The following is a 12,560-nucleotide window of genomic DNA, read 5'->3' as shown; positions in this document are numbered from 1 at the left end:
GACAGCAAGCGTAAAGTTTAGTTCAATACACGTCCACATTATGGCCTGCGATAACGAACCAATGCCACAGCCTTACGAATACGACGTTCTTATTATCGGCAGTGGTGCTGCCGGCCTCACCGTCGCTCTCAATCTGCCAGCGCATCTGAAAGTATGTGTGGTGAGCAAAGCCCAGATCAGCAGCGGAGCCACACTCTGGGCGCAGGGCGGAATCGCGGCGGTTCTTGATAATCAGGACTCGACCGAGCACCACATCACCGACACCCTCAACGCCGGCGCAGGCCTGTGCCACGAGGACGCAGTTCGGTTTACCGTGGAACATGGCAAGGAAAGCATCGACTGGCTGATCGATTCCGGTGTTGATTTCACCAGGGATCAGGACGCCCACTACCACCTGACCCGGGAAGGCGGGCACAGTCATCGAAGGATCATTCACGCAGCGGATGCTACCGGACATGCGGTTTCAACCACTCTGACGTCGCAGGCCCAGGCCAGACCCAATATTGAACTTATGTCCGGCCGGGTTGCAGTCGATCTGATTACGAACCGCAAGCTTTCCCTGCCCGGTAACCGGTGCGTTGGCGCATACATACTGAACCTTGAAGACAATCACGTAGAGCTGTTCCGGGCAAGATTCACAGTCATTGCCACTGGCGGTGCCTCCAAGGCTTACCGCTATACAACCAATCCGGACGGGGCGTCTGGAGATGGTATCGCTATGGCCTGGCGGGCAGGCTGCCGGGTGGCGAACATGGAGTTCAACCAGTTCCATCCAACGTGCCTCTACCATCCACACGCGAAGTCGTTTCTGATTACTGAAGCAGTTCGGGGCGAGGGAGGGCTGCTGAAACTGCCGGATGGCTCCAGATTCATGGACCGTTTCGATGAACGCGGTGAACTGGCACCCAGAGACATTGTTGCCCGGGCGATTGACCATGAGATGAAGCGGCTGGGGGCTGATCATCTGTACCTCGACATCAGCCACAAACCTGCCGACTTCATAAAGCACCACTTCCCGACTATCTACGAAAAATGCCTGGGGTTCGGGATAGACATCACCCGTGAACCCATTCCGGTCGTTCCTGCCGCTCACTACACCTGCGGCGGCATCCTCAGCGACGAACGCGCCCGAACCGACATAAACCAGCTTTATGCCGTGGGCGAAGCCGCCTTCACCGGGCTCCACGGAGCCAATCGCATGGCCAGTAACTCCCTGCTCGAGTGTTTAGTGTATGGTCGTGCTGCTGCCGCGGATATTACCCGCCGGGAAGCGGACATTCCGCCTCCGCCGGAGGCCCCTGACTGGGACGAAAGCCAGGTTCGGGATTCGGATGAAGACGTTGTTATCTCCCACAACTGGGATGAACTGAGACATTTCATGTGGGACTACGTAGGCATTGTACGAACCAGCAAGCGGCTTCAGCGGGCCAAGCACCGGGTTGATCTGCTGTCCGCAGAGATTGGTGAGTTCTATAGCAATTATCGGGTAACCAACGACCTGCTTGAACTCCGAAACCTGGTGACCGTATCCGACCTGATTATCTGTTCAGCATTACAACGCAAGGAAAGCCGCGGGCTGCACTACACGCTGGATTATCCGGGACTGCTCAATGAGGTCCGTGATACCGTACTGGTTCCCACAACCTACAGAACGCTTGCGCCCTGAAACAACGCCAACTGTTACACACGATTCGATGGTAAACATTATGTCAGAGACAGCCGCATCGTCCGAAAAAGCCGAATTCAACCGCCTGTGGTGGCACAGCCGTCGCGGCATGCTTGAACTGGACAACCTCCTGATACCTTTCGTTGAGCAAGCCTATCGCGACCTTGGCGCCGAGGATCAGGCCCGCTACAAGAAACTGCTGAGCTGCGAAGATAACGACATGTTCGAATGGTTCATGCAGCGCAGTCGCCCGCAAGACCCGGATCTTCAACGCATGGTCGACATCATCCTCAAACGTGTCCAACCGGATTGAGCTGGCGCTAGCCCCCTCTCCGCTGGTCGGCATTCTGGCGGTGTTTCCCTGGCTGTTGCTGCTGGCCTTTCTGGCAGTCGCGGCAATGGCCGGTAAAATCTGGCTACTCATTGCAGCACCCATTGCACTGTGTGGCGCGACGTTTCAGTATCGGTCCAACGGATTACTTCTGGGCAACGGCGCATTGAATGGCCTTCTGATTGAACACGGTAAGATGTACGCCAAAACCCCGGACAACAGGCAGATTCACGTTATTCCGCTGGCTTCCAGTCGAATCTGGTCTGGGCTGGCAGTCTTGAAACTTCGGACAGCCGACACCAACATCCGTTCTTACACCACGATACTGCTGGCACCGTCACCAGGCGGGCCAGGGAACGTTCCGCCAGAAGAGTTCCGGCGCCTGAGAGTCTGGCTCAGACTGAGCCGATCCGGGCACTCAGTCACCTGATTCACTATCCTGGAGCACGCCATGACCGACTTAAACACGCCTGTATCAGCGGTTGCAGACTACCCCCTGCCGACCGACGGCTGGGCAGTCCTGAACGACCGGGTGATTGTGCGCATCAGCGGCCCTGGCACCGACAAATTTCTCCAGGGCCAGTTCAGCCAGAATCTGGATGAAGTAGTCTCCGGCTACTCTCCAAGAGCTGCAGCGGCGACCCCCAAGGGTCGCGCCTACTGCCTCACCCGCATGGTCCGGTTCGGAGACGATATCCTGATGGACCTTCCTTCGGAGCTTGCTGACGACACCATCAACCACTTACGCAAATACCTGATGCTGTTTCGTGGAACCACCATGGAGCGTGTCACGGAAGCCAGGATTCTGGGCATTCTGGGTACCGGGTTGGCCGAAACCCTTGCCGATGAATCTCTGGACACTCTGACGGACCCGGGCAAATCAACCCGGCTGAGTGACGGCGTCCTGGTGAAAACACAATCGACAGCCGAGGGAACGGCCCGCTTTGAATTCTGGCGGACTGCCGAGAGCAAACCAGCACTATCTGCCAATGCCCAGATAGCTTTGGCGGACTGGCAGGCATCCGAGATTGCGGCCGGGGTTGCCCGCCTCACACCCGCCACGCAGGAGTCTTTCGTACCCCAGATGTTGAACTGGCAACATCTCGGTGGTGTACATTTCAGGAAGGGATGCTACACAGGACAGGAAGTGATTGCCCGGATGCATTTTCTCGGGCAACTGAAAAAAAGTCTTTTCCGCTTTCGTATTGAACGGGCAGCAAACGTGCCCTCTCCCGGGAGCGCACTGTTATCTGACGAGCGGTCCATGGGAGAAGTGGTAAACGCGGTTGAATACAGCGATGGCAGCGTTGAATTGCTCGCGGTCGTGCGCCACGATGCAGCCCAATCCCCCTTGCATCCAAAAGACATGCCCGAGGCTGTACTGGTGCCAATACCACTGCCTTACTCCGTACCTGAAAGGGAAAAAAGCGCACAATCAGATACATAAGTTGACAGGCAAATTCATCAGAATTTGCTATTTTGCTAAGCAGTAGCCCACATAGTTGATATTTCTGGTAGCACCACGGAAGCTGTGGTCATTAGCCGGAACCTACACGCGGACCTTTACAGACCATGTCGAATATTGTCGAAACCATCAAAGCCGATCTCAACACTGCCATCGAGAATGACAAGCTGGTGCTGCCCACGCTCCCAGAGGTTGCCCTTCAGGTCAGAGATATTGCGCAGTCCGAGGATTCTTCGATCGCCGACCTGGTGAAGGTCATCAGTAACGATACGGCTCTCTCGGCTCGCATCATCCGCGTGACCAACAGTCCGCTGTTTCGCGGTAGCCGTGCCATTGAAAACCTGAACATGGCCGTAAGCAGGCTGGGCATGGCCTACACCAGCAATCTGGCCATGGGTCTGGCCATGGAGCAGATGTTCCAGGCCACTTCCGACATGATCGACACGCGTATGCGAGCCACCTGGCAGACCAGCACGGAAGTCGCCGGTGTGTGCCATGTTCTGGCTCAACACTACACCAGGCTCAAGCCGGACCAAGCTACCCTCGCAGGCCTGGTTCATCTCATCGGTGTGCTGCCAATCCTGCGCTATGTGGAAGACCAGGATATCCAGATCAGCAGCATCATGCTGGACAATGTCATTGATGAGCTTCACCCGAAGATTGGGGCGACCATCCTCAAGACATGGGACTTCCCGAAGGAATTGCAGAATGTTCCCCAGGAGTTTACCAACTTCAGCAGAGACGTGCCGACGGCCGATTACGCGGATCTGGTAATGGTGGCCAATCTGCAACTGGGTGCGGGCTCAGAACATCCCTGGAACGAGATGGACTGGACCAGGATTTCAGCCTTTGACCGTCTTGGCCTGGATCCGAATATTGACATGAGCGAGGAAGAGGATCTGAACGCTCAGATGGAAGCGGCCATGGCGTTGCTGCAGTAATACATTTTTTGCGTTCGGGAGTCTGGCCGCCGGCCTTCAGAGCGGAGTCAGGCTCCCATCCCGAAGCCTACTGACTCCCCTTTCAATCTTGCTTGTATCTCTCGATCAGTTCAGCTTTTCTGGGCAACTGCCACTTAACCTCGGGCTTTCCCTGCTGCTGCAACCAGTCGTTTGCTTTCGAGAAGTGTTTGCAACCAAAGAAGCCCCGGTAAGCGCTCAACGGCGACGGATGAGGCCCTTCCAGAACCAGATGTTTGCTTCGGTCGATGTGCTGCCCTTTCTTTCTGGCATAACTCCCCCAAAGCAGGAACACCACCCCTTCCCGTTCCCGATTGATCGTTTCGATCACTTTGTCGGTGAAGATTTCCCATCCTTTGCCCTGATGGGCGCCGGCTTGCCCCTGAACAACGGTCATGACGCTGTTGAGCAGAAGCACGCCCTGCTCCGCCCAGGGTTGCAGGCAGCCATGGTCTGGTGGAGCAATACCCAGGTCGCCCTGGATTTCCTTGAAGATATTGACCAGTGAAGGAGGGGGCGCGACGCTCGGTCGCACGGAGAAGCACAGGCCGTGGGCCTGGCCGGGACCGTGGTAGGGGTCCTGCCCGAGAATAACCACCCTTACCTTATCCAGCGGTGTGCTGTTCAGGGCATTGAAACAATGGTGACTGGCAGGAAAAAGGACCTTGCCGGCCTGTTCCTCGTCGGCAAGAAATTCCGCCAGGCCCTGCATATAGGGCTGCCGGAATTCCTGCGCGAGATAGTCGCTCCAGCCCCGGTCGGAGCGGAGCTGGCCGGCCAGAACCTCAACCGGGGTCATGGATCAGTCCTCGTCTTTCCGGTTATCGGCTTTGTGCTCAGGGCGCATAGCCGGGAACAGGATAACGTCGCGGATTGATTGCGAATCGGTCAACAGCATGGCCAGGCGGTCGATGCCGATACCTTCACCAGCTGTCGGCGGCAACCCGTATTCAAGGGCCATCACGTAGTCTTCATCGTAAAACATGGCTTCGTCGTCGCCGGCGTCTTTCTCTGCCACCTGAGCCTGGAAACGTTCCGCCTGGTCTTCCGCGTCGTTCAGCTCCGAAAAGCCATTGGCAATCTCGCGGCCACCGACAAAGAACTCGAAGCGTTCGGTAACGAATGGATTGCTGTCTTTGCAGCGTGCCAGGGGCGACACTTCTTTCGGGTATTCGGTAATAAACGTCGGTTGCATCAGGCGATGTTCAGCGGTCGCCTCGAAAATCTCAATCTGCACCTTACCCAGGCCCCAGCCATCCTTCAGATGAATGCCCAGGTCCTTCGCTACCTGACGGGCACTGGCGTCGTCTGCAAGCTGTTCCGGTTTGATATCCGGATTGTAGCGCAGGATGGCATCCACTACGGTCAGGCGTTCGAAGGGTTTGCCAAAATCATACTCGATGGATTCTTCAGTGCCATCGGCCAGAGTCCGGGTATTGACGACCGTGGTCGTGCCCAGCACCTTCTCGGTGATTGTTCTGAGCATATCCTCGGTAAGATCCATCAGATCGTTATAGTCCGCGTAGGCCTGGTAGAACTCAACCATGGTGAATTCCGGATTATGACGGGTGGAAAGCCCCTCATTGCGGAAGTTCCGGTTGATTTCGAACACCCGCTCAAAACCACCAACCACCAGGCGCTTCAGGAACAGTTCTGGCGCGATACGCAGGTACATATCGATGCCCAGAGCGTTGTGGTGGGTCACGAACGGGCGCGCGGTAGCCCCCCCGGGAATCACCTGAAGCATCGGGGTTTCGACTTCCATAAAGTCACGGTCGGTGAAGTACTGGCGCATCGTACTGATGATTTTCGAGCGCGCGTAGAACACCCGGCGACTGTCTTCGTTCACCATCAGGTCTACGTAACGATGGCGGTAACGGGCTTCGGTGTCCGTGAGGCCTTTGTGCTTTTCTGGAAGCGGGCGCAGGGACTTGGTCAGAAGTACATACTCGTCCATGGTGACATACAGGTCACCCTTACCGGATTTAGACAGGGTCCCCCGGACACCCACAATGTCACCGAGATCCCAGTGTCTGGTGTCTTTCTGAACATCCTTGGACGCATAAATCTGGATCCGGCCCGTCATGTCCTGAACCACCTTGAATGCCTTTCGGTCAAGCATCATACGACCGGAAATGGCCACTTTAATGCCCAGGGACTCCAGCTCTTCCTTGGTCTTATCACCATACTCCGCCTGAAGCTCGGCGGCGGTGGCGTCACGACGGAAGTCGTTGGGGAAGGCATTGCCCTGATCGCGCATCTCTGACAATTTGGCGCGGCGCTCGGCAATCAGCTTGTTGTCCTCATGCTGTGTGGCATTCTGAGTTTGATCAGTCATTTTGGCTCACTAGGAATCGGGGTTGTCCGGGTTAGCGTGGCAAAGGCGCTGATTACAGCGCCATCTTCAGGCTGGCTTCGATGAACTTGTCAATATCACCATCCAGCACCGACTGCGTATTACTGGTTTCGACCTTGGTGCGCAGATCCTTTATGCGGCTGTCATCCAGCACATAAGAGCGAATCTGGCTGCCCCAACCGATATCGGCCTTGGCATCCTCGGCTTTCTGCTTCTCGGCGTTACGTTCCTGCATTTCGCGCTCGAACAGCTTCGCCTTCAGCTGCTTCATGGCCTGGTCCTTGTTCTGATGCTGGCTTCGACCAGCCTGACAGGCCACAACAATGCCGGTGGGGTTATGAGTCAGGCGCACCGCTGACTCGGTCCGGTTAACGTGCTGACCACCGGCGCCGGAAGCACGGTAGACATCCACCCGCAAATCTGCCGGATTGATTTCAATCTCAAAGCTGTCATCCACTTCTGGCGACACGAACACCGATGAGAAAGACGTGTGGCGACGGTTACCGGAATCAAACGGAGACTTACGAACCAACCGGTGAACGCCGGTTTCAGTCCTTAGCCACCCAAAGGCATAGTCGCCCTGAATGTGAATGGTGGCGCTCTTGATGCCTGCCACTTCACCTTCCATCAGTTCGACAATTTCGGCCTTGAAACCCCGACGCTCGGCCCAGCGCAGGTACATACGCAGAAGCATATTGCCCCAATCCTGGGCTTCGGTACCTCCGGAGCCAGCCTGAATATCCAGGTAGGCATTGTTAGCGTCCATTTCGCCGGAGAACATTCGGCGGAATTCGAGCTTTTCGAGATCTTTATCAAGACCTTCGAGGTCTGATTCGATTTCGGCTACCGTACCCTCATCCTCTTCTTCTGCGGCGATATCCAGCAGACCTTCGGCATCTTCGAGGCCGGAGGTGAGGTTGTCGATGGTCTTGACGATCAGTTCAAGATCCGCGCGCTCTTTTCCCAGAGCCTGAGCCCGTTCCGGGTCATCCCAGACACTTGGCTGCTCCAGTTCACGCTCAACTTCGGTCAGGCGCTCACTGCGCTGATCATAGTCAAAGATACCCCCTGAGCGCTTCAGTGCGCTCACGAAGCTCTTTAATCTTCGTCACAATGGGATTAATTTCCATGAAACCCTTACTCGTTCTTGAAAATGGAGAGTAAAAACAGAGGCGAAATTCTACCGGAAATCGGTTTGTAAATCAGCCTGCGGGTTTTCAAAGGAAGCCGCGGGCCGGCCAACCAATCCAAAGATATCAGGCCAGCGGCTCAAGGTAATCAATCAGCAACTGTAGATTGGTACGTCCACGAAAGGTATTGGCATCCGGTTTGTATACCACCCGGGCCCCGGTTCGGGTGAAGTCGGGCACTTCCGGACCTGTGTTGAAGGCGATGCCATCGATAATGCCACCACCGTCAAACGGCTGAAGCACCAGCTTCAGGTGATTTTCTCCCACAATTCGCTGACTCACCACCCGAAATTCGCCATCGAACAACGGCTCCGGGAAATGCTGCCCCCAGGGGCCGGCGCGCTTGAGCAGTGCCGCAGTATCCAGGGAAAGCTCGCCTGCACCCAGAGGCCCGTCGGTTGTGATCGCCGCCTCCAGATCCTCGGCCGACAAAGCATCGCGAACGGCGTGATCGAAGGCATCAGAAAAGGCATCCAGATCGGCTTTGGCGAGAGTCATGCCGGCAGCCATGGCGTGGCCACCAAACTTTTTCATGATGCCGGGATGGCGGGAATCAACCACCGCCAGTACATCCCGGATATGCAAACCCGGGATGGAGCGGGCAGAGCCCTTGATGTCTTCGCCATTATCGTCCGGAGCAAATGCAATGGTTGGCCTGTGCGTTTGCTCACGAATACGGGCCGCAAGAATACCGATGACACCCTGGTGCCAGTCTGGATCAAACAGGGCCAGCCCCCAGGGCAGACCTTCAAGATCCAGAGACATGGAGGCCAGAAGATCCTGAGCCTGAGCCTTCATGTCTTTTTCAATGGTCCGGCGTTCGCGGTTAAACGTATCGAGCTCCCTGGCCAGGCGCCCGGCCTCATCCGGGCTGTCTGCCAGCAGACACGCGATGCCTATACTCATGTCATCAAGCCGGCCGGCTGCATTCAGACGAGGTCCAACAACAAATCCGAGATCGGTGGAGCTGATGGTGCCATGATCCCGGCCAGCAACATCCAGCAAGGCCAGAATGCCCGGGCGCGCCTGGCCCTGACGTATCCGTCGCAGGCCCTGCTCCACAAAAATGCGATTATTGTGATCCAGGGGAACCACATCGGCGACTGTCCCCAACGCTACCAGATCAAGCAGACTCCCCAGATTCGGTTCCGGCTCAGGCAAACGACCGGTTTCCCTGAGCCGCTTGCGAAGCGCCGTGAGCACATAAAACATGACGCCAACACCCGCGGCGTTCTTGCTCAGAAAGGGGCAGTCAGGCTGGTTGGGATTAACGATGGCATCGGCGTCCGGCAGCTCTTCACCGGCGAGGTGGTGATCCGTCACCACCACTTTCACACCAAGTTCTTTGGCGGCTCGGACGCCCTCAACAGCGGATATGCCGTTATCAACCGTAACCATCAGGTCGGGAAGCTGACCTTCATCACGCAGGCGCTCAATAATGCCCGGGGTCAGGCCGTAACCGTCTGCAAACCGGCTGGGAACGCGAAAATCAATACTCTGCAGGCCAAGCATTGAAAGACCAAGCATGGCTACCGCTGTGCTGGTCGCTCCATCGGCGTCAAAATCTCCGAGCACAAGGACCGTCTGTTGCTGGTCAATCGCGTCACAAAGCAGCTCGACAGCCCGATCGATGCCGCGAAGCGACATGGGCGAGGCCAGGTGTTTCAGGGTGTAGCTCAGCTGCTCATCTGACGTAACGCCACGGGCAGCGTAAAGGCGGCGAAGCAAGGGAGGCAGGTCTTGCCCCCAGCCCGGGAGTGTCTCGGACTGGGGGCGACGCAGGATCTTTTTTGGTGTCATACCCGATCAGGCGTTTTTCCAGTGCTTGGCGATAAACTCCTGCACACCGGCAATATTGTTATCCAGCACGGTGCAGCGTTCCTCTCGCTCAAACAGGTCAGCCATATGGGCCGGAAGAGGAGGCTTCACACTCAGGCCGGATTCAGCCACGGCATCCGGGAATTTGGCCGGGTGTGCGGTACCCAGAGTAATCATCGGCACCGCCTGGTCGCGGCGACAGTTGCGCGCAGCGCGAACCCCGATGGCAGTGTGAGGATCCAGAAGATATTCGTTCTGCTCATAGATCTCACGAATGGTATCGCAGGTGCCCTTGTCATCCACCGCATCACTGTCGAACAGCTTGCGTGCGTGCTTCCAGCGGTAATCCTCGATACTGACCGGCCCCTTGGCGGCATTCTCCAGCAGGGTTTTCACCGCCAGCCCATCTCGTCCATGCAGATCAAACAGCAGGCGCTCAAAGTTGCTGGACACCATGATATCCATGCTTGGTGACAGCGTATGCTCCAGCTGGTGCTGTTCGTATTTGTTGCCGCTCATGAAACGATGCAGGATATCGTTACGGTTGGTGGCAATGACCAGCTGGGAGATAGGCAGACCCATTTTTTTGGCCAGATAGCCGGCAAAGATGTCACCAAAGTTCCCGGTGGGAACCGAGAATGCCATGCTTCGATCCGGACCACCAAGCGCCAGGGAGGCATGGAAATAGTAAACAATCTGGGCCATGATCCGGGCCCAGTTGATGGAGTTCACGGCTGCCAGCTGGGTTTTGCCACCCAGGAAGGACTGGTCGCCAAAGCTCTCCTTCACCATGCGCTGACAATCATCGAAGTTGCCACGTACAGCAATGTTATGAATGTTGTCGCCCTGGACAGTGGTCATCTGACGGCGCTGGACTTCCGATACCCGCTGATGCGGATGCAGAATGAAAATGTCCACATGCTCGCATCGTCGACAGCCTTCAATAGCAGCCGAGCCGGTATCACCGGAGGTAGCGCCCATGATCACAACATGCTGCTTGCGTTTTTCCAGCACGTAGTCCAGCAGACGCCCCAACAGCTGAAGGGCGAAGTCCTTGAATGCCAGAGTCGGGCCACGGAACAACTCCATCACCCATTCGTTGGTATCCAGCTGAACCAGCGGGGCTACAGCTTTGTGGGCAAAGACCGAATAGGTCTCGTCCAGCATTTTGCGGAAATCGTCTGCCGGCACGGCGTCATCAACAAACGGATGCATGACGTTGAAAGCCAGCTCACTGTAAGAGAGCCCCCGCCAGCTCCGGATCTCTTCGAGACTGAAGTGTGGCAGGGATTCGGGAACGTAAAGGCCGCCGTCTGTAGCCAGTCCGGTCAGCAAAACATCCTCAAAACCCAGTGCGGGTGCTTCGCCCCGCGTGCTGATGTATCTCACGTGCGCACCTGTCAGTTAAAGTTTTCAGCGCGGATTCGAACAACCTTGCCATCGGTATCGGACATGGCTTCCAGCTCCTCGATCGCACGGTTGATCTGTCGTTCCTGAACCGTATGAGTCAGGATAATTACCGGAATACGACCGTCTTTCAGCTCCGATTCCTTCTGCATGATCGACTCAATATTGATGCCGTGCTCGCTCAGAATCGAAGCAATCTTGGCCAGAACACCTGGACGGTCAAGTGCAGTGATGCGCAAGTAATAGGCGGACTGAATGTCTTCCATGGACAGCACACTCAGGTCTTCCATCGCATCGGGTAAAAACCCGAGGTACGGAACACGGAGGTTGCTTTCACTAGCCACGGCACGGGCTGCATCCACAATGTCAGCAATAACAGCCGACGCTGTGGCCTCATCCCCCGCGCCAGGACCGTAGTACATGGTTTGGCCTACGGCATCACCATCCACCAGGACAGCGTTCAGGACGCCATCAACCTGGGCAATCAGATGACTGCGTGGCACCAGAGTCGGGTGGACACGGAGCTCAATTCCGTCATCCCGACGACGGGCAATACCCAGGTGTTTGATGCGATACCCCAACAACTCGGCATGAGCAATATCGTGAGGTGTGATCTTTGATATGCCTTCAGTAAAGCCCTTTTCAAACTGCAGAGGTACACCAAAACCGGCCGAAGCCAGAATGGTCAATTTGTGGGCGGCATCAATGCCCTCCACGTCAAACGTCGGGTCTGCTTCGGCATAACCGAGATCCTGCGCTTCTTTGAGGACTTCGGAAAACTCTCGTCCGGCGCGCATTTCGGTCAGAATGTAGTTCCCGGTGCCGTTAATAATACCGGCGATCCAGTCAATACGGTTTGCAGCCATCCCCTCACGAACGGCCTTGATCACCGGGATACCACCGGCAACACCCGCTTCGTAGGCCACCACTACACCCGCTTTTTCAGCCGCCTCGAAAATTTCATTGCCGTGAACCGCAATCAACGCTTTGTTGGCAGTAACCACGTGTTTGCCATTGCGGATCGCTGCGAGCACCAACTCCCGGGCCACGTCGTAGCCACCGATGAGCTCAACCACAATGTCGATTTCCGGGTCATTCACCACATCGTAGAGGTCAGTGCTGAAAGGCACATTTCCCAGGTCCATATCGTCGCGAGCACGCCGGCTGGCAACCCGGGCAATCCGAATATTGCATCCGGCCCGGCCGGCAATCAGCCGTGCGTTGCGGGTCAACACATTAAAGGTCCCGCCGCCGACGGTTCCCAATCCGCAGATTCCGACACTGACGTCTTTCAAACTCTCACCTCTGATCCCGAAGGGGTGCTGATGAATTATATTAGGCGGCGCATAGTATACCGATTCAGACCTC

At 56.3% G+C, this 12,560-nt stretch carries 11 protein-coding genes; 5 read left to right on the top strand and 6 right to left on the bottom strand.

The window, feature by feature from the left end:
• The first annotated feature begins 61 nt into the window (after nucleotides 1-61).
• The 5 genes from nadB to KO499_RS09940 all read left to right on the top strand — a co-directional run bounded on the left by nadB (nucleotide 62) and on the right by KO499_RS09940 (nucleotide 4,403).
• Nucleotides 62-1,666, top strand: coding sequence for an L-aspartate oxidase (gene nadB / locus KO499_RS09960; protein ID WP_215983590.1), 1,605 nt, complete (start codon nucleotides 62-64; stop codon nucleotides 1,664-1,666).
• Nucleotides 1,667-1,706: 40 nt separating this feature from the next.
• Nucleotides 1,707-1,979 carry a succinate dehydrogenase assembly factor 2 gene (locus tag KO499_RS09955; RefSeq protein WP_215983589.1) on the top strand — a complete coding sequence of 91 codons (273 nt, stop codon included), beginning with the start codon at nucleotides 1,707-1,709 and terminating at the stop codon, nucleotides 1,977-1,979.
• The gene (locus KO499_RS09950; protein ID WP_215983588.1) at nucleotides 1,963-2,427 is read left to right on the top strand and encodes a hypothetical protein; all 465 of its coding nucleotides are present in this window, start codon (nucleotides 1,963-1,965) and stop codon (nucleotides 2,425-2,427) included. The genes KO499_RS09955 and KO499_RS09950 overlap by 17 nt, the downstream gene beginning before the upstream one ends.
• A 21-nt stretch (nucleotides 2,428-2,448) precedes the next feature.
• Entirely contained in the window at nucleotides 2,449-3,444 is a 996-nt protein-coding gene (locus KO499_RS09945; protein ID WP_215983587.1) for a YgfZ/GcvT domain-containing protein, read from the top strand.
• Between the two features lie 125 nt (nucleotides 3,445-3,569).
• Nucleotides 3,570-4,403 carry an HDOD domain-containing protein gene (locus KO499_RS09940; protein ID WP_215983586.1) on the top strand — a complete coding sequence of 278 codons (834 nt, stop codon included), beginning with the start codon at nucleotides 3,570-3,572 and terminating at the stop codon, nucleotides 4,401-4,403.
• 82 nt (nucleotides 4,404-4,485) lie between these two features.
• On the opposite strand, the gene ung is transcribed toward KO499_RS09940, so the two are convergent.
• From ung to KO499_RS09910, 6 genes are all read right to left on the bottom strand, one after another.
• Nucleotides 4,486-5,220, bottom strand: coding sequence for a uracil-DNA glycosylase (ung, locus tag KO499_RS09935; RefSeq protein ID WP_215983585.1), 735 nt, complete (start codon nucleotides 5,218-5,220; stop codon nucleotides 4,486-4,488).
• Nucleotides 5,221-5,223: 3 nt separating this feature from the next.
• Nucleotides 5,224-6,759, bottom strand: a complete 1,536-nt coding sequence (gene lysS, locus KO499_RS09930; protein ID WP_215983584.1) for a lysine--tRNA ligase — start codon at nucleotides 6,757-6,759, stop codon at nucleotides 5,224-5,226.
• A 52-nt stretch (nucleotides 6,760-6,811) separates the two neighbouring features.
• Nucleotides 6,812-7,907, bottom strand: a protein-coding gene (gene prfB, locus KO499_RS09925; RefSeq protein WP_215983583.1) for a peptide chain release factor 2 whose coding sequence is annotated in 2 segments (ribosomal slippage) — nucleotides 6,812-7,834 and nucleotides 7,836-7,907 — 1,095 coding nt in all. Because the reading frame shifts where the segments join, the coding sequence is not laid out codon by codon here.
• Between the two features lie 126 nt (nucleotides 7,908-8,033).
• Nucleotides 8,034-9,767, bottom strand: a complete 1,734-nt coding sequence (gene recJ, locus KO499_RS09920; protein WP_215983582.1) for a single-stranded-DNA-specific exonuclease RecJ — start codon at nucleotides 9,765-9,767, stop codon at nucleotides 8,034-8,036.
• A gap of 6 nt (nucleotides 9,768-9,773) precedes the next feature.
• A complete protein-coding gene (thrC, locus tag KO499_RS09915; protein WP_215983581.1) occupies nucleotides 9,774-11,174 on the bottom strand; it encodes a threonine synthase in 1,401 nt (466 codons plus the stop codon).
• An 11-nt stretch (nucleotides 11,175-11,185) separates the two neighbouring features.
• The gene (locus KO499_RS09910; RefSeq protein ID WP_215983580.1) at nucleotides 11,186-12,487 is read right to left on the bottom strand and encodes a homoserine dehydrogenase; all 1,302 of its coding nucleotides are present in this window, start codon (nucleotides 12,485-12,487) and stop codon (nucleotides 11,186-11,188) included.
• Between the last annotated feature and the right edge of the window lie 73 nt (nucleotides 12,488-12,560).

The sequence above is a fragment of the Marinobacter sp. F3R08 genome (assembly GCF_018860425.1).
Classification (GTDB): Bacteria; Pseudomonadota; Gammaproteobacteria; order Pseudomonadales; family Oleiphilaceae; genus Marinobacter.
The sequence above is the reverse complement of the archived record's forward strand: the minus strand, read 5'-3'. Positions and strand labels throughout refer to the sequence as shown.